This is a genomic window from Actinoallomurus acanthiterrae, assembly GCF_054775715.1.
The window spans coordinates 11,793,967-11,811,160 of sequence record NZ_BAAHCO010000001.1 but is presented as its reverse complement, the minus strand read 5'-3'; the positions used below and the strand labels follow the sequence as shown (position 1 = coordinate 11,811,160).

Here is a 17,194-nt window from a genome sequence, read left to right as displayed (position 1 = left end):
GAGGGCCACGGCCGTCCGGATGGCCGCCGTTCAGGAGATCGGCGCGTACGGCGGCCGGTCCACCATCCGTCGACACATCCGGCTCTGTGTCGTTCAGGCCCTGGCCGTCGCGGCCAGCATCTCCAGCACGGTGTTCTTATGGTCGTTCAGGTAGAAGTGCCCGCCGGGCAGTACACGCAGGTCGAAACCGCCGACTGTGTGGCGCTTCCAGTCGGTGGCCTCCTCGACAGTCACCTTCGGGTCTCTGTCGCCGATCAGTGCGGTGATCGGGCAGCGCAGCGGCGGGCCGGGGCGGTATCGGTAGGTCTCAACCGCCTGGTAGTCCCCGCGCAGGGCAGGCAGCGCGATCTTGACGAGCTCGTCGTTCGCCAGCAGCCGGAGGTCGGTGCCGCCCAGCCTCCGGACCTCCTTCAGCAGCGCGGCGTCGCCGCGAACGTGCACGGCCTCGTCCCGCACGGTCGTGGGGGAACGCCGCCCCGACACGAACAGCGCGGTCAGTGGCGTTCGACGGGACTCCAGAAGACGGGCCGTCTCGTAGGCCACCAGCGCGCCCATGCTGTGCCCGAAGAAGATCATCGGGAGGTCTACCCAAGGCAGCAGCGCCTCGCCGACCCGTTCGGCGAGCGTACGGAGGTCGGTGACCGTCGGTTCCGCCCGGCGGTCCTGGCGACCCGGGTACTGCACGGCAAGCACGTCGACCAGAGGTGCGAGCGCTGCGGATACAGGATGGAAGTAGCTGGCCGAGCCGCCCGCATGCGCGAAACAGACAAGCCGGACATTGGCGTCGGGGGAAGGATGGAAACGTCTGACCCATGACGCGGAATCATTACCTTTCGTCATCGTGACAATGGTAATTCCCGAAGATCCTCACCGCCAGGGAATGCTGCCTGCGGAAGGAATCAGTGGCGAGTGCTCAGAGACAGTTGGCCGCGATGGAGGAAGAAGGAGGGCTACTTCTAAATGGCCGCTACCACGCGTGCTCGGGCTCCCGATCGGTCGGCCGTCCTGTCGCCGAACCACGAAGGCAGGACGATGGACATGCGGTGCTTCGCCCTCAAGGAAAGCATGGATGACGGGAAGACCGTCCTGATCGGCGTCAAGAGCCGCGTTGGAGCATTCTGCTCCCACGTTTCCGCCCTGCGGAGCAGCGGGTGAAGGCGCTCGTCCTGGCGGGCGGGTCCGGCTCGCGGCTGCGGCCGATCACGCACAGCTTCGCCAAGCAGTTGGTGCCGGTGGCCAACAAGCCGGTGTTGTTCTACGGCCTGGAGGCCATCCGGGACGCGGGTATTCGCGAGGTCGGCATCGTCGTCGGCGACACCGAGGCGGAGATCAGGGAGGCGGTCGGTGACGGGTCGAGGTTCGGCCTGGAGGCGACCTACCTGCGGCAGGACGCGCCTCGTGGGCTGGCGCACGCCGTGCTCATCGCCCGCGAGTACCTCGGCGATGACGACTTCGTGATGTACCTGGGTGACAACTTCATCATGGGCGGGATCAACGACCTGGTGGACCGGTTCCGCAGGGAGCGGCCGCACGCGCAGATCCTGCTCACCAAGGTGTCCGACCCCCGGGCTTTCGGCGTGGCCGAACTGGACGCAGGCGGCAGGGTGGTAGAGCTGGAGGAGAAGCCCGAGCACCCCAAGAGCGACCTGGCACTGGCCGGGGTTTATCTGTTCGGCCCGGCGGTGCACGAGGCCGCCGCCGGGCTTACGCCGTCCCGGCGGAACGAACTAGAGATCACTGACGCCATCCAGTGGCTGATCGATCGCGGGCTCCGAGTGGAGTCCACGCTGGTCTCCGGCTATTGGAAGGACACCGGCAACGTTACCGACATGCTGGAGGTCAACCGGCTGATCCTGGAGGGCCTGGAGCCGTCGGTGGTCGGAGAGGTCGACGACGCCAGCGAGCTGATCGGCCGGGTGGTCGTGGAGGCAGGCGCACGCGTCACCGGTTCGCGCGTCGTGGGCCCGGCCGTCGTCGGGGCCGGCTCGGTCGTCCGTGACTCCTACGTGGGTCCGTTCACCTCCATCGACCGGCACTGCACGGTCCTCGACAGTGAAATCGAGTACTCGATCGTGCTGCGTGGCGCCTCCATCGACGGCGTCGGCCGCATCGAGTGTTCCCTCATCGGCAGGGAGGCGCAGGTGACCCCCGCGCCCCGCGTTCCCAAGGCGCATCGGCTCGTACTGGGAGACCACAGCAAAGTGCAGATCAGCAAATGAGTGCCCGGCGGGTACTGGTCACCGGCGGTGCCGGATTCATCGGCTCGCACTACGTCCGCGAATTGGTGTCGGAGGGCTATCCCGCGTGGGCCGACGCCGAGGTGACCGTCCTGGACAAGCTCACCTACGCCGGCAACCTGGCCAACCTCGAATCGGTCGAGGGCCGCTTCACGTTCGTGCATGGCGACGTCTGCGACGCCGCACTGCTCGCCGATGTGGTGCCAGGCCACGACGTGGTGTTGAACTTCGCGGCCGAGTCGCACGTCGACCGATCCATCGCCAGCGCGGGCGAGTTCGCGCGCACCAACGTGCTGGGCGTGCAGACCCTCATGCAGGCGTGCCTGGAGGCAGACGTCCCGCGCGTGGTGCAGGTATCGACCGATGAGGTGTACGGCAGCATCGACACCGGGTCGTGGGACGAGGCGGCGCCGCTGGCGCCCAACTCCCCGTACTCGGCGGCCAAGGCCGGAGGCGACATGATGGCTCGCGCGTACGCGCACACCCACGGCCTGCCCGTCAGCATCACCCGCTGTGGCAATAACTATGGGCCGTACCAGTATCCGGAGAAGGCCATCCCGCTGTTCGTGACGAATCTGATGGATGGGCGCACCGTACCCCTCTACGGGGACGGCGGCAACGTGCGTGACTGGATCCACGTGGCAGACCACTGCCGTGGCATTCAGACCGTCGCCGAACGCGGCGAACCCGGCGAGGTCTACCACATCGCGGGCACGGCCGAGCTCACCAACCTGCAGGTCACCCGGTACCTCATCGACGCACTCGGCGCTGACTGGAGCCGCGTGGAGCACGTTCCCGACCGCAAGGGTCATGACCGCCGCTACTCGCTCTCAGACGCCAAGTTGCGGCGTCTCGGCTACGTACCCCAGGTCGCCTTCGAGGAGGGCATCTCCGAGACGATCCGCTGGTATACCGAGAACCGGGAGTGGTGGGAACCGCTGAAGAAGCGCACCGAGGGCTCCAAAGATGTCAAGGAGACCGGGTGAGCCCCGAGGGGCGCCACACCACCTGGCTCGTGACGGGTGCCGCCGGGATGCTCGGTACCGATCTGGTGGGACGGCTGCGCGCGCACGGCCACGACGTCGTCGCGCTCGCTCGCGCCGACCTCGACCTGTGCGCCGTCGGCGCGGTGCGTGACGCCGTACGGCGGCACCGCCCGGCGACGGTCGTCAACTGCGCGGGCTGGACTGCCGTGGACGACGCGGAGACGCATGAGAACGCCGCTGAAGCGGTCAACGGTGCGGCGGTACGCGCCCTGACCTCCGCGTGTTCGGAGAATGGCTCCACGCTCGTGCAGATCTCCACCGACTATGTCTTCGACGGCCGGGGCGGGCGCCCATATTCGGAAGACGCCCCCACCGCGCCGGTCAACGCCTACGGCCGCACCAAGCTCGCAGGCGAGAGCGCCGTTCTCGACGGCGTTCTGGGGAGTGGGCGCGGTTACGTGGTGCGCGCTGCGTGGCTGTACGGGGCACACGGCCCCAACTTCGTCCGCACCATGATGCGGCTGGCCGCCGAACGCGACATCGTGGAGGTGGTCGACGACCAACACGGGCAGCCCACATGGACCGGCGACCTCGCCGAGCAGATCATCGCACTGGCGCTGTCGGACGCGCCCTCCGGGATCTACCACGGCACCAATGCGGGACGCACGACCTGGTACGGCCTGGCCCGGGAGGTGTTCATCCTGCTCGGTCGTGATCCGAACCGTGTACAGCCGACCACCACTGACAGGTTTCCGCTTCCAGCGGCTCGTCCCGCCTACAGCGTTCTCGGCCATGACCGCTGGGCCGAGGCAGGCCTGGCACCCATGCGACACTGGCGCGACGCGCTGCGCGCCGCCTGGACCACCCTGCGCTGAAGCCGGTCAGTTCGCCAGGCCGAGCTTGGCGTAGTGCTCAAGGCATTCGGCGTAGTCGGGAAGCGAACCGGATTTCTGTGCGTCAGCCAGGCCGGGGGCTGCCGCGTCCTTCGCCGACAGGATCGGCTCGATGTCCTCGGGCCACCGAATGCCCAAGTCAGGGTCCAGCGGATGCACACCGTGCTCGCGCGCTGGAAGGTACGGCTGCGAACACAGGTACACGACCGTGGCGTCATCGGTGAGGGACATGAAGGCATGGCCGAGACCTTCGGCGACATAAACACCGCAACGGGTCTCGTCGTCCAGCCGTACCGCCTCCCAATGTCCAAAGCTGAGCGAACCGACGCGTAGGTCGACCACCACATCGAGGACCGCACCGCGGATGCAGGTGATGTACTTGGCCTGCCCCGGTGGCACGTCGGCGAAGTGCACGCCGCGTAGGGCGCCCCGGGTGGAGATCGAGCAGTTGGCCTGCGCCAGGTTCAGCGTGTGGCCCGTGTGCTCGTGGAGCACATCCGCTCGGAACCATTCGTGGAACGATCCGCGCTGGTCGCCGTGAACATTTGGGGTGAACAAAAAAGCGCCTTTGATGCCAAGGGGTTCCATAGGCGCAAGAGTGCCATAACGATCAGTGAGCGTCTCTTGACCCGGTCGAGAAGACGCTCGCCCGGACAGGCCCGGCCTGGTTCCGCTTCCTGATCCGAGACCGCGATGGCCTCACCGCCGAGATCAAGCGCCGAACCGCCGTCTCCGGACTGATCCACGAGTACCGAAGAGGCGCCTAGTGATCAAAAAGTATGTAGGTCAGGCCCTGGCACTCGAACCCAGAACCTAGCGGTCATGGGTGAGGCGATGACCGTCTGAGCGCGGCTCGGCCGTGATCACGTGCTCGTACGGCCGGGCGGCCACATGAATAGTTATGCAGTAGAGGGCATACCTATGGAGCCACACTGCGAAAGGTCGCGGTAAAAGAGCACCCACGGAGCACCCGCGAGCCCGAAATGATCACCGAAAGATCCACTGAGCCGAAGAAATCGCAGGTCAGTGGCCGGGTGAGTGGTAGGGCGCCTGGGACTCGAACCCAGAACCTATGGATTAAAAGTCCACAGCTCTGCCAATTGAGCTAACGCCCCGCTGCTCACGAGCGTACCGGAGGCACCGTACACCTTGCGCGTGGAATATCGGCTACGGGAGGTGCTCGACGCCGCTGGGCGAGCCCAGCGTGGTCAGGGCGGAGGCATCGGGCGAGTCGGTGTCGATCACTCCGTCACGCCGTGCGGGCACGCGGTGCCGAGATGGCCGCGGACGGCCGAAGCGTGGAGGGCTCGGATGACCCTGTGTCGGCTTCGCCGGCTGCCCTGCTCCTGACCGCCGCGCCCGGTCCGCGTCCACGACCGGCGCAGGGGCCTGACGGCGGTGCGCGACGCTGTGCGCCGACGAGCCGATGATCGTGGGGCAGCGCGTTCGGCCCTCTTTTTCAATAACGCCGAAATCGGCGCGTTGAACTCCACGGGAGTGTGAATTAATCGCGGCCGTCGACGTCACATCAAGGGAGTTCAATGGACGGCGCGGAAGGCGTTGTTTTCGGTGATTCGATCGTGAGGGTAATGGTGTACGACTCGCCCGAGGTCCTCACCGCGGACGACCTCACGCCGGATCCGCGAAGCCCCCGTCCCTGCCGATCTCACCTGAACGCGCTGGTCGGAGCGGGTCACGGCGTCCTGAAGTGCGAACGTCCGCGGGCCGACCCCTCCCCCAAGAGGTCTACCCGCGGACGTTCACTTTCGGTTGGCCTGGCAAGCATTCAGGATGCCCGCGTTTCGCGTCGCGTCCCCCGTGAATCCCCCAATTCAACCGCGACGCTCTGGCCGTTGTGTTGGTCTGTGTTCTCGTACGAGGTTACGTACACCGCCCGCTGTATTCCACTCACTGTCGATGACAGTTCACGTACACCCAGGGATGACCCCACGAGTCGCCGCCGCCGCCGACGGCGACGGCGACGGCGGTCGGCCGGGTCGGTTGGTACGGTGCGGGGAACGACCGACAAGCAGACCGACCGGCCGGAGCGCTGCCCATGACCTCGCATTCGACCGCCCGCCCTCCGCGACAGACCTCGGCCGTCGGCCGGGGGACACGCGTGCGGGGCACCCGGCAGGCCGAGGCGCTGGGCCAGGTTCTCGCGGACCTGCCGGAGTTCCGCAGCGCTCAGGACATCCACGCCGAGTTGCGCCGTCGTGGCGAGCGCGTCGGGCTGACCACGGTCTACCGGCATCTCCAGGTGCTCAGCGAGGGCGGCGGCGTCGACACCCTCCGTGACGAGACCGGTGAGACGCTCTACCGCCGGTGTGAGAGCAGCACCCATCACCATCATGTGACCTGCCGGTCGTGCGGGCGCAGTGTGGAGGTGGAGGGGCGCGCGATCGAGCGCTGGGCCGAGCGCGTCGCGGCCGAGGCGGGCTTCACGGATGTCGATCACACCGTGGAGATCTTCGGGCGGTGCCCCGACTGCACGGCCGAGCGCGCCTGATCCGGTCGGCGGGAGCGTGCCGGACGGCGGTCACGTCGACTCCGTCCATGACGGACGGCGGTCACGTCGACTCCGTCCACGACGGCGATCACGTCGACTCTGTCCACCACCGACGCTGAACGTTCCGCGCGTGCCCCGCCGCCCCGCGATTCCTGCCAGAGTGGGGGAAGTGCGGTTTGGGATCTTCCTGCTGGCGGCGCGGTTTCCCGGGCGGGGCGACGGCGAGGTGCTGTCCGCCACGGTCGAGGCGGCCGTCGCCGCCGAGCGGGCCGGCTTCGACGACGTCTGGCTCGCCGAGCACCATTTCATGTCGTACGGGATCTGTCCCTCCGCGATCTCCCTCGCGGCGTACGTCCTGGGCCGTACGGAACGGATCGCGGTGGGGACGGCGGTGAGTGTGCTGTCCACCGCGCACCCGGTCGCGCTGGCCGAGCAGACCGCCCTGCTGGACCAGGTGTCCGGGGGCCGCTTCCGGCTCGGCGTCGGGCGGGGTGGCCCGTGGGTGGACCTGGAGGTGTTCGGCACCGGGCTCGCGCGGTACGAGTCCGGCTTCGCCGAGAGCCTTGATCTGCTGCTGGCCGGACTGACCCGTACGCGGCTGTCGGCCGCCGGGCCGGCCTTCGCCTTCCGTGAGGTCCCGATGGTGCCGCGCCCCCGGACGCGCCCGTACCCGCCGGTCGTCGTCGCCTGCACCTCGGCCGCCACCGCCGCGCTCGCCGCCGAACGCCGCCTGCCCATGCTGCTCGGCCTGCACATCGGCGATGACGGCAGGAACGCGATGCTCGCCGAGTACGCCGCGAGGTCCGCGGGCGTGCCGGTGGATCACGTGGCCGCCGCCATGGCGTACGTCGCCGACACTCGGGCGGAGGCCCGGCGGACGCTGCGCGCCGAGCTGCCCCGCTGGCTGCGCCCTGGCCTGGCCGGCTACGTCCCCGTCGACGACCGGCCGTACCGCCCCCGCGACCCGGACGAGTACGCGGAGCTGCTGTGCCGCATCCACCCCGTCGGCACTCCCGAGGACTGCGTGCGGACCATGGCGGCGACGGTCGAACGCACCGGCATCCGCCACCTGATTCTCATGGTGGAAGGCGCTGGCGCCCCGGAGCGGACCCAGGAGAACATCGCCCGGCTCGGCGCCGAGGTCCTGCCCCGCCTGCGCACCCGGTTCCGGGACCGATGACCGCCCGGATGTCCACCGTCCGCGGCGTCACCTGCGTCTTACCCGCGATTCAAGCGCATAGTGTCCACCTCGATACTGACCGTATTTGTTGCTCCCTGTCATTATTCCTGCACGGGGAGGGGAAGATGCCTGGACGTGAAGCCTTTCTGGCAATGGCCAAGACCCAGGTCGGTCCGCGGAGGCGGGCGGACGGCAGCACGATATACGGCGACTGGTTCGCTGAGATCGTCGGGGACCGGGACTACCGTACCGGTGACTTCTGCGCCATGGGCCTGCTGTGGTGTGCCTGGAGGACCGACCAGGTCCTCGCCTTCGGCGGCGCGGACCCGCGGTGGGCGAGGCTGCCGGCGTGGTGGGAGTACTGGCGGGAGATCGGCCGGGCGACGAGAATTCCGGCACGCGGCCGGATCGCCTTTTTCGATTTCAATTCCACCGGAGAGCCGGGACACGTCGGCGCGGTGCTGCAGGACAACGGAAACGGCTCGATCGTCTCGATCGAGTTCAACACCTTGAACGGCTGGTGCGCCGTTCGGGGCCGCCGGGTGTCCGACGTCCTCGGCTTCGGCGATCCGGCCTGGCCGGGCGCCCGCACGCCGCTGGTGGCGAACGCACTGCGGGTCAGCCGAGCGCCCGGTCGAGGTTGAACGCGGCGCTGATCAGGGCCATGTGGGTGAACGCCTGCGGGAAGTTGCCCTGCTGTTCTCCGGTGTGGCTGATCTCCTCGGCGTACAGGCCGACGTGGTTGGCGTAGGTGAGCATCTTCTCGAAGGCCAGCCGGGCCTCGTCGAGGCGCCCGGCGCGGGTGAGCGCCTCGACGTACCAGAAGGAGCAGATGGAGAAGGTGCCTTCCTCACCGGTCAGGCCGTCGGGGCTGGCCTGGGGGTCGTAGCGGTAGACCAGCGAGTCGGAGACCAGGTCCTGGGTGAGCGCGTCGAGGGTCGACAGCCACTTGGGGTCGGTGGGGGCGATGAACTTGGTCAGCGGCATCATCAGGATCGCGGCGTCGAGGACGTCGCCGTCCTCGTGCTGGACGAACGCCCGCCGCCGGTCGGACCAGCCGCGCCGCATGATCCGCCGGTAGATCGCGTCACGGCACTGCCGCCAGCGCAAGAGGTCGGCGGGCAGTCCGCGGCGGTTGGCCATGCGGATGGCGCGTTCGATCGCGACCCAGCACATCAGCCGGGAGTACAGGAAGTTCTTGCGCCCGCCGCGGGTCTCCCACACGCCTTCGTCGGGCTGGTCCCAGTTGCCGCAGACCCATTCGACGAGGGAGCAGATTGCGTCCCAGGCGCAGCTGGGGAGGGGCTTTCCCCACTTGTCGTAGAGGTACATGGAGTCGATCAGGGCGCCGTAGATGTCGAGCTGGAGCTGGGTGGCGGCGGCGTTGCCGACGCGTACGGGCGCCGAGCGCAGGTGGCCCTCCAGGTGGGGGAGCTCGAATTCGGGCAGGTCGGTGCGCCCGTCGATGCCGTACATGATCTGCAGCGGACCCGACGGCCCATCGTCGCGCAGGTCGACCCGCTCGGACAGGAAGGTCATGAACGCCTCGGCCTCGTCGGTGAAGCCGAGCCGCAGCAGCGCGTAGACGGCGAACGCGGCGTCGCGGACCCAGAGGTAGCGGTAGTCCCAGTTGCGTGCGCCGCCGACGCGCTCGGGCAGGCTGGTGGTCGGCGCGGCGACGATCGCGCCGGTGGGGGCGTAGGTGAGCAGTTTGAGGGTCAGCGCGGAGCGGTGCACCATCTCCCGCCACCGGCCGCGGTAGCGGGACGCGGACAGCCAGTGCCGCCAGTACGTCACCGTGGCGGTGAACTCCCGCTCGGCCTCGGCGTGCGGGCAGCCTCGCGGCGTGATCTCGCCACCGACCCGGTCGAGGGCGAACACCGCGGACTCGCCCTGGGAGAGCTTGAAATCCGCCCACGCATCCCGGTCGTCGCACTCGAGCGGCACCGTGGAGGTCAGCGCGAGCGAGAGCGCGTCGCATTCGAACAGCGCCGTACGGCCCTGTGCCCGTACGGTGTGCGGCCGGGTGCCGTAGCCGAACCGGGGGGCCACCCGCGCCCGGAACGGGATGGTCCCGCGCACGCATATCACCCGCCGGATCAGCCGGTGCCGGTCCACCTCGCCGGCGTCGCACACGGGCATGAAGTCCTGGATCTCGCCCACCCCGTCCTCGGTGAAGAACCGGGTGATCAGCACGTTGGTGTCGGGGAAGTAGAACTGCTTGGTCCGGGCCGGCGCGATGGCGCTGAGCTCGAAGCATCCGCCCTGGTCGGCGTCGAGGATCGCCGCGAAGACGCTGGGCGCGTCGAACGACGGGCAGCAGTACCAGTCGACGGTGCCGCGGGTGTCCACCAGGGCCACCGTCTGGAGGTCGCCGATCAGCCCGTGCTCGGCGATCGGCGCGTAGCGAGAGGGCCCGCCGGGGCCGTGGTACGTCGTCGGTTCGGCCATCGCAGCAGCCCTTTCCCTCGAGGACCACACCGTGGTCCAGGTCGCTGACCTGCCGATTTCCAGATTACGACGGCCTCGGTGACGGCATGCCTCAGGACGCCGTACGGGCGAGGGCCCCCGTGATCTGGGTGGCCCAGACCTCCTCCAGGGCAGTGGCGAAGTCCAGGCGCAGCGCGGCCAGGGCGGGGTCGGCCTCGTAGGCGGCCAGCATGCTGTCCGACGGGCAGGTCTGAACCCACAGCGCGCCGATCAGCACGATCGCCGCACCGCAGACCATGAACGCCTGGTCGCCGAGCTCGGGCAGGTGGCGGCGGACGAGCTCGGTCATGGCGGTCATGTTGTCCAGGGTCGCCCGCTTGTAGCGCGTGACGATCTCGACCGAGACGTTGTGCTCCAGGACGCCGGCCTGGGCGCTGAGCAGGTCGCAGAGCACGCGTTCGGGCGCGAGCGAGCGGGTCAGCGCGGCGGCGAGCTGGTCGCCGCGCCGGCGGGGCGTGGCCTGTGGGTCGACGTCGGCGGCGAGCCGCTCGGTCAGCCGGCCGATCCACTGCTTCCACGCCAGGTCCAGGAGCTCCAGGAGGATGGCCTCACGAGACTCGAAGTAGCGCAGCACGTTGGATTTGGCCAGGCCGACGCGGCGGCTGAGCTCGTTGAGGCTGACCTCGTTCACCGCCATCTGGTCGAGCATCGCGGCGGTGGTGTCGAGGATCGCCTGCCGCCGGATCTCCCGTTGCTCCTCACTGCGCGCCCGCTTGAACGTCGTCATGACCCAATCCTACGGACCGCCGGTCTCTTGACAGTAGACCGCCGGTCTCTTACGTTGGGGCATGTAACAGACCGCTGGTCTCTTGATCGGCTTCGATCGGATTCTGGAGGGATCATGAAAGAGAAGTGGACCGCCGAGGACGTGCCCGACCAGCACGGCCGCGTCGCGGTGATCACCGGCGCCAACACCGGCCTCGGCTTCGAGACCGCCAAGGTCCTCGCCGTCCGAGGCGCGAAGGTGGTGCTGGCCGTACGGGACACGGACAAGGGCAAGCAGGCCGCCGCCCGGATCACCGACGCGGCCCCCGGCGCGGACGTCACGGTCCAGGACCTCGACCTCGCCTCGCTGGACTCCATCCGCGCCGCGGCGGACGAGCTGCGCACCCGCCACCCGAAGATCGACCTGCTGATCAACAACGCCGGGGTGATGTACACGCCGAAGCGCACCACCAAGGACGGGTTCGAGCTGCAGTTCGGCACCAACCACCTGGGGCACTTCGCCCTAACTGGGCTCCTGCTCGAGGCGATGCTGCCGGTGCGCGGCTCCCGCGTGGTGACGGTCAGCAGCGTCGGTCACCGCATCCGGTCCGAGATCGACTTCGACGACCTGCAGTCCGAGCGGTCCTACAGTCGCGTGGCGGCGTACGGCCGGTCCAAGCTCGCCAACCTCATGTTCACGTACGAGCTGCAACGCCGGTTGGCCGGCCAGACCGAGACGATCGCGGTGGCCGCCCACCCGGGTGGCTCGCAGACCGAGCTGGGGCGCAACCTCCCGGCGCCCCTTCGTGTTCTCGAGACGGCCCTCGGTCCACTGCTCGCCCAGAGCGCGGAGATGGGCGCGCTGCCCACCCTGCGGGCCGCGACGAGCCCGGAGGTCCAGGGAGGCCAGTACTACGGCCCGGACGGGTTCGGCCAGACCAAGGGCCACCCGAGGCTCGTCGGGTCCAGCAGGCGGTCCCACGACGCCGCCGTCCAGCGTCGCCTGTGGGCGGTCTCGGAAGACCTGACCGGAGTGACGTTCCGGGTCTGATCGCGATCAGGGGCCGTCGACGATGGGGCCGCCGGTGAGCCGGGGCGCCGCCGAGCTCGCGTAGTTGGCCTCCACGGCGGCACGCTCGGAGGCGTTGGGGGTGGCGTTCGTGCACGAGACGCCGCCGGTCGAGCCGGACATCAGCGACGAGCAGGGGCCGGGCTTGTTGTCCGGGAGGCCGAGGCTGTGCCCGAGTTCGTGCGCCGCGATGCGGATCGTGTTGTACCCCTCGTCCACCGCCTCCCGGCCGAACCACACCGTTCCGCTCCCGCCCGGGCGGACGGGGCCGAGCGTCGACTGGGGCCAGCCGTTGAAGGCGATGATCCGGATCTCGGCCCGCTGGCCGGCGGTGGCCTCGACCAGACGGACGTTCTTCACGTTCGCGTTCCAGGTATTGGCGCCGGCGACCACGGCGCTCTTGAACTCCGCGGCCTGGCTGTCGTCGTAGTGGAGAGTGATCGTGGCGAGTGCGGCCTGCTGGTGAGGGGCCGGCGAGGCGCTCGCGGCGGGGATCAGGGCGACCGAGAGGGCGAGCGTGCCGGTGCCGATCAGGGCGGAGGCGGCGGCGCGGTACGACATGGCGGGGGCGGCTTTGCGGTACGACATGGCGGGGGCCTTCCTCTGGCGGGACATATGTGTCCCGGATCAGGTGGCCCGAGCCTATGTGTGCGGGGGCGCCGCAACAAGAGTGGTCATGTGGCGAAAATCGGACAGTTATCCTGGGTCGCTGGTCGGCCCCTGCATATTCGTGGTGAGGAATTCCAGGATCATCGGGACCAGCTTCTTCAGGTCCTTGGTGAAGTGCTCGCCGTTCGGCTGGACGTAGGTGGTCGCGACGGTGGGCGGCTTGATCAGCTTCACCAGCGCGTTCATCCGTTGCTGTTCATCGCGGGACCGCGGCGAGCCGCCGGCGATGAGCAGCAACCGGAGGTCGGGCCGGTTCCTCTCGAGCATCAGGTCCGGGCTGTTGGCCCGGCGGCCCTCCTCCGACCAGTGCAGCTCGGTGTCGGGCTGAAAATAGCCGCCCCAGGAGACGACGGCCTTGAAATCGTCGGGATGCTGGGCCGCCAGCTTCACGGCACAGAACGCTCCGGACGACGCACCCGCCGTTCCCCAGCCGTCGCGGCTCCTCAGCGTCCGGAAATTGGCGCGGACGAAGTCGGGTACGTCTTCGCCCAGCCAGGTGCCCATCTTCGGCTTGCCCGGGATGTCACTGCACTCGGTGTCCTGGCGCGACGACGGCTGCAGGGCGGGCATCACCATGATGAACGGGTGGGCCTTGCCCGCGCGGTTCAGCCGCACGTCGTCCGCCTGGGCCGGCAGCACCTTCGGATTGGACCAGTAGTTGTAGCCGGAGCCACTACCGCCCGTATGAAGGATGACGACGGGGAACCCGGTCTTGGCGTACCGCGGATCGTTGTACTGCGGCGGCAGCCAGACCCAGACCTTTCCGGTCCACCCGGACTTGGCCCCTTTCAGTCGCGTCATCAGAACCGGCCCGGCCGACGTATGGCGGGCGACGGTGAAATGCGCGGCGGGACCGGTCGGCATCGCGACCGCGGGAGCCCGCGGCACCGGGTTCTTCCCCGCCTCGGTCGTGGCCCGGGGCGGCTCCGCGCTCTTCGCCGAGGCACCGGCCCCACAACCACTCAGCACCGCGGCGAGCAGGAACGCCGCCACGACCGACATCACCTGCGGCGACCCGCACCGGTAAGCCACCTGATCACTCCCGAGCCAGGCCGCGCGCCGGCCTACGAGGAAAACCGCCCCCCACCGTACTGGTCGATCTTCGCCGGCCGGTCGACCCGGGGTCTCCCAGGCGTCGGCTCTGCCCACCGCGGATGGGCCGAGGGCCATCCGATGCAGACGTGAGGCAGGGGTCTGTAGTGCACCGTACCCGCATAGGGCCAGGGTCCCATTTTCACGGTAAAAGCACCCTTCACGCGGACGCCGCGATTACGCTCCCGCGAAACGATCATGAACCCCCGGTGGACGTGAGTCTCCGGACGCTTCCGAAGGGAAATCGAGTGAGTCTCAAGCAGGTGACCTTCGCTCTGGCCGCGGCCGGGACGACCCTGGTCGGGGCGGCCTCCGCCGCATCGGCCTCTGATGTTCACGCGCAGACGGCCTCTTATCAGTACAAGAGCGTGGCGTCGGGCAAGTGCCTGGACACGAAGACGAAGGCGGGCAACCAGGCCGTACGCCGGGTCGCGTGCCACGGCCGAGGGCACAAGGACATCAAGCACCAGCTCTGGATCCTCGACAACGACAAGACGATGCACAGCCTGATCAGCCCTGGCAACTGCCTGGCCCTCAGGAACAACCAGTTCGTCATCTCGAAGAAGTGCAGCACGGATAAGACGCAGCAGTGGAAGTGGGTCAGGCTCGCTAAAAACAAAATGTCGCTGCAGAACGTGAAGACGAAGAAGTGCCTCGCCCTCAACCACGATTCCTACCTGCTCGTGGTCAAGTGCAACAAGAACGCCAAGGGCGACCTCTGGACCCGCTCCTCCTGAACCGTCGACCAGTCGCCAGGCTCTGAGTCCCTCGCTGACCATACTGCTGCGTATGGTACCGTCGCCTCCATACGCAGCCGTATGGTTGGTATCGGTCATGGTGCCGGTGGTCGTGAGCCCCGGACACCTCCGAAGGGGGAAGCGCGTGAATTTCAAGCAGGTGACCTTCGCTCTGGTCGCGACCGGAACGGTGCTGGTCGGCTCGGCGTCCGCCGCCTCGGCCGACGTCCACGCCCAGGTCTTCAGCCCGCAGTACAAGAGCATGAAGACGGGTAAGTGCCTGGACAGCAGGAAGAACTACAGCAACACCGGCGCCGCCGCCGTCCGCCAGGTCTCCTGTCACCCGGCCGGGCACAAGGACATGAAGCACCAGGAGTGGGTCCTCAACAACGACAGGACCTTCCGCCCCCGGATCAACTCGAACAACTGCCTGACCGTCTACGGAGACGCCGTGGTCATGCACAAGTGCACCGGCCACAAGGACCAGCAGTGGGTATGGAGCGGCGGTGCCCACGGCCGGCTGAAGAACGTGGCCAAGAAGCAGTGCCTGTCCACCGTCAAGGGAACGATCTACTTCCGGGTCGACAAGTGCAGCACGGGTGGAAACAACCGCGTTTGGCGCAGGTACTGAGCGCACGCACGTCCCAGGCAGGCCGGCCCTACCTGGTCATTCTGGCCGACCCGGAACTGACGGCCCAGCCGACCGCCCCTTCCCCGAATGAGGATTAGGCGAACGGTGCACCTCGTCTACGCATCACCACGACACCCGAAAGATACGGACGCCTGAGCTACGGCGTACGAAACCGCCGGATCCGACGGTTGTCGTCGATGAGGCGATGAGGGGCGTACGGCCTGTTCGGCGTCACGAGGTCCGGCCGGGTCTACCGCCGCGGGCGGCGGCCTGGTCCCACCACCTTGCCGCCTGGCGGAGCGGTTTATCGGATCTGCACGGGGAACTCTGTCGATCACCGCGGCGTCCAACCTGAAAAGGAAGGAGACCATGCGATGTCACACGACGGCGGCGGGTACAGCGGAGGCCATCACGGCGGGTTCGGTGGTCACCACCATGGCGGGTTCGGCGGCCATCATCATCACCACGGTGCCGACGGCAACGGTGGTCCAGGCGTTCCCTTCGTCAGGGTCGGCGGCGGGAGGCGAGGCGATGTGCGCGCCGTCGTCATCTTTGTCGCGATCCTGGCCGCGGTGGCCCTCGGGCTGCTCGCCGCTCACTCCGGCTGAGGAACCGCCACCGGTCAGCTGCTGATGGCAATCTCCGCTCGGCCATGAAAGAGGCGGTCGAGGGCCGTGGCTCGCGACCGGCACGGCGCGCCGCTCGGGCGCATCGCCCCGACCATTCCGCAACTCCGCGAAAGACGACGCTGCCATACCCAGGTGCTCCTGGCGCCGCCACGGTGCGGATCTGGTCTTTACCATCGTGATCATCTAGCGTGACTGTGGTTCGTGGTTCCGGTCGCCGACTCCTCGGAGGCTTGCCATGGCGGGTTCTCGGCAGGACAACGAGTCCGCCCGTCTGCTCGGTGCGGAGTTACGAGCTCACCGCGTGGGCAATGGCATGTCGCTGCGGGAACTGGCACGCCGAATAGGTCTGAGCGGGCACGGAACGCTGGTCGACTATGAATACGGGCGGCGTATCCCGCCCGAGGACATCGTCATCGGCTACGAGCGGGAATTGAACGTGGCCGGCGGTCAACTCCGCGACCTCCGCAAGAAGGCACTCGCAGAACTCGCCGAGACCCGAGCGGCACACCTGCTCGTCCACGCGCCGGACTCGGCGGCGCCGACGACCGAGTCGGAGCTCACGTCGTCCGCTGCCGACGTCGAGCCGGTACGGCCGGCCGGGCCTTCGATGCCGAGGCGGTGGCGACGGCGCGTGGTGCTCATCCTCCTCCCGCTGCTGCTACTGGCGGCAGGAGTGTTCGCGCTGGCCCAGAACACGACGGACTCGGCGCCACGGCTCCGAATCAACTTCGCGGACGGTGCCAATAGGTGGTGGGTGCTGTACGGACCGCAGGTGGCCCGGCTCCAAAGGACGACGAGCATCACCTACCACGGCCATCCCGCCGAACTGGTCACCGTTACGGGGGCATCGGCGTCGAAGGGCTATTCGGCCGTAGGGATCTCGCACGGCCTGGACACCCTGCACCCCGGCATGAAGGTGACGCTCCACCTGTGGGTACCCGGCGCGCAGGAGGGCGGAGTCAGTTTCCTCGTTCACGACTCCCGTGGTGCCAACCATTGGGCGGTGGAGAACCAAGGGGCCGGCACCCAGCAGACCGAGACCCCGCTGCCCGAGAAGGGCGGCTGGTCGACGGTCGTGTGGACGGTACCGGCCGTGGACCACGTGACGACGATCGGCATGCAGATCTGGGCGGAGAACGACCAGCCGTTGCTCGTCGGTGTCGCCGACGTCGCCTGGTAGCCGCTCCCCGCCGAGTCTGTGGCGGGGATCTGCGGCTACCAAGCGGCCCCGTCGACTGCCGAACAGCCGCCGCGAATCGGGCCGGGCGAATCAACACCCATAATCGATGTGCGGACTGTCACCGATGTGGATCGTGGAACCGATGTAGTAGAAGGCGTGAGTGTGCAGCCCCGGGTAGCACCGGTCT

Annotated in this window: 17 protein-coding genes and 1 tRNA gene; 10 read left to right on the top strand and 8 right to left on the bottom strand. The window is 68.2% G+C overall.

The annotated features are described in order from the left end of the window. Positions 1–93 precede the first annotated feature (93 nt). Positions 94–840 (bottom strand): thioesterase II family protein, encoded by a 747-nt coding sequence (locus ACYVF7_RS55680; RefSeq protein ID WP_460356146.1) that lies wholly within the window; start codon positions 838–840, stop codon positions 94–96. A 311-nt stretch (positions 841–1,151) separates the two neighbouring features. Between ACYVF7_RS55680 and ACYVF7_RS55675 the strand changes: the two genes are divergently transcribed. The 3 genes from ACYVF7_RS55675 to rfbD are packed head-to-tail and all read left to right on the top strand — an operon-like array spanning position 1,152 to position 4,098. After that, entirely contained in the window at positions 1,152–2,219 is a 1,068-nt protein-coding gene (locus ACYVF7_RS55675) for a glucose-1-phosphate thymidylyltransferase (RefSeq protein WP_460356143.1), read from the top strand. Next, positions 2,216–3,223 (top strand): dTDP-glucose 4,6-dehydratase, encoded by a 1,008-nt coding sequence (gene rfbB / locus ACYVF7_RS55670; RefSeq protein WP_460356141.1) that lies wholly within the window; start codon positions 2,216–2,218, stop codon positions 3,221–3,223. The genes ACYVF7_RS55675 and rfbB overlap by 4 nt, the downstream gene beginning before the upstream one ends. Continuing rightward, the gene (rfbD, locus tag ACYVF7_RS55665) at positions 3,220–4,098 is read left to right on the top strand and encodes a dTDP-4-dehydrorhamnose reductase (RefSeq protein WP_460356138.1); all 879 of its coding nucleotides are present in this window, start codon (positions 3,220–3,222) and stop codon (positions 4,096–4,098) included. Before rfbB ends, rfbD begins: the two co-directional genes overlap by 4 nt. 6 nt (positions 4,099–4,104) lie before the next feature. On the opposite strand, the gene ACYVF7_RS55660 is transcribed toward rfbD, so the two are convergent. Both ACYVF7_RS55660 and ACYVF7_RS55655 read right to left on the bottom strand, forming a co-directional pair. Continuing rightward, complete coding sequence (locus ACYVF7_RS55660) at positions 4,105–4,704, bottom strand: dTDP-4-dehydrorhamnose 3,5-epimerase family protein (RefSeq protein ID WP_460356136.1); 600 nt, start codon at positions 4,702–4,704, stop codon at positions 4,105–4,107. A gap of 451 nt (positions 4,705–5,155) precedes the next feature. Then, positions 5,156–5,231: transfer RNA gene (locus ACYVF7_RS55655), tRNA-Lys, on the bottom strand. A 941-nt stretch (positions 5,232–6,172) separates the two neighbouring features. On the opposite strand from ACYVF7_RS55655, the gene ACYVF7_RS55650 reads away from it, so the two are divergent. The 3 genes from ACYVF7_RS55650 to ACYVF7_RS55640 all read left to right on the top strand — a co-directional run bounded on the left by ACYVF7_RS55650 (position 6,173) and on the right by ACYVF7_RS55640 (position 8,449). Further along, complete coding sequence (locus ACYVF7_RS55650; protein ID WP_460356133.1) at positions 6,173–6,625, top strand: Fur family transcriptional regulator; 453 nt, start codon at positions 6,173–6,175, stop codon at positions 6,623–6,625. 169 nt (positions 6,626–6,794) lie between these two features. Continuing rightward, positions 6,795–7,805, top strand: coding sequence for an LLM class flavin-dependent oxidoreductase (locus tag ACYVF7_RS55645; RefSeq protein ID WP_460356131.1), 1,011 nt, complete (start codon positions 6,795–6,797; stop codon positions 7,803–7,805). A gap of 125 nt (positions 7,806–7,930) precedes the next feature. Beyond that, complete coding sequence (locus ACYVF7_RS55640) at positions 7,931–8,449, top strand: CHAP domain-containing protein (protein WP_460356130.1); 519 nt, start codon at positions 7,931–7,933, stop codon at positions 8,447–8,449. Here the strand turns inward: ACYVF7_RS55640 and ACYVF7_RS55635 are convergent. Together ACYVF7_RS55635 and ACYVF7_RS55630 are read right to left on the bottom strand one after the other, a co-directional pair. Beyond that, complete coding sequence (locus tag ACYVF7_RS55635; protein WP_460356127.1) at positions 8,424–10,256, bottom strand: glycoside hydrolase family 15 protein; 1,833 nt, start codon at positions 10,254–10,256, stop codon at positions 8,424–8,426. The two genes, ACYVF7_RS55640 and ACYVF7_RS55635, sit on opposite strands and share 26 nt — an antisense overlap. Positions 10,257–10,347: 91 nt before the next feature. Beyond that, the gene (locus ACYVF7_RS55630) at positions 10,348–11,022 is read right to left on the bottom strand and encodes a TetR family transcriptional regulator (protein WP_460356125.1); all 675 of its coding nucleotides are present in this window, start codon (positions 11,020–11,022) and stop codon (positions 10,348–10,350) included. Between the two features lie 114 nt (positions 11,023–11,136). On the opposite strand from ACYVF7_RS55630, the gene ACYVF7_RS55625 reads away from it, so the two are divergent. Next, complete coding sequence (locus ACYVF7_RS55625; RefSeq protein WP_460356123.1) at positions 11,137–12,051, top strand: SDR family NAD(P)-dependent oxidoreductase; 915 nt, start codon at positions 11,137–11,139, stop codon at positions 12,049–12,051. Between the two features lie 6 nt (positions 12,052–12,057). Here ACYVF7_RS55625 and ACYVF7_RS55620 read toward each other — a convergent pair whose 3' ends face one another. After that, a complete protein-coding gene (locus ACYVF7_RS55620; protein WP_460358596.1) occupies positions 12,058–12,630 on the bottom strand; it encodes a snapalysin family zinc-dependent metalloprotease in 573 nt (190 codons plus the stop codon). 135 nt (positions 12,631–12,765) lie between these two features. Continuing rightward, entirely contained in the window at positions 12,766–13,770 is a 1,005-nt protein-coding gene (locus ACYVF7_RS55615; RefSeq protein WP_460356121.1) for an alpha/beta hydrolase, read from the bottom strand. 308 nt (positions 13,771–14,078) lie between these two features. On the opposite strand from ACYVF7_RS55615, the gene ACYVF7_RS55610 reads away from it, so the two are divergent. Both ACYVF7_RS55610 and ACYVF7_RS55605 read left to right on the top strand, forming a co-directional pair. Continuing rightward, positions 14,079–14,567 carry a ricin-type beta-trefoil lectin domain protein gene (locus ACYVF7_RS55610; protein ID WP_460356118.1) on the top strand — a complete coding sequence of 163 codons (489 nt, stop codon included), beginning with the start codon at positions 14,079–14,081 and terminating at the stop codon, positions 14,565–14,567. 145 nt (positions 14,568–14,712) lie between these two features. Next, positions 14,713–15,198: an RICIN domain-containing protein gene (locus ACYVF7_RS55605; protein WP_460356116.1), complete on the top strand. Its 486-nt coding sequence runs from the start codon at positions 14,713–14,715 to the stop codon at positions 15,196–15,198. A 377-nt stretch (positions 15,199–15,575) separates the two neighbouring features. Here ACYVF7_RS55605 and ACYVF7_RS55600 read toward each other — a convergent pair whose 3' ends face one another. Next, positions 15,576–15,797 (bottom strand): hypothetical protein, encoded by a 222-nt coding sequence (locus ACYVF7_RS55600; RefSeq protein WP_460356113.1) that lies wholly within the window; start codon positions 15,795–15,797, stop codon positions 15,576–15,578. A 265-nt stretch (positions 15,798–16,062) separates the two neighbouring features. Here ACYVF7_RS55600 and ACYVF7_RS55595 point away from each other — a divergent pair, with 265 nt between their 5' ends. Beyond that, positions 16,063–17,007 (top strand): helix-turn-helix domain-containing protein, encoded by a 945-nt coding sequence (locus tag ACYVF7_RS55595; RefSeq protein WP_460356111.1) that lies wholly within the window; start codon positions 16,063–16,065, stop codon positions 17,005–17,007. Positions 17,008–17,194 lie beyond the last annotated feature (187 nt).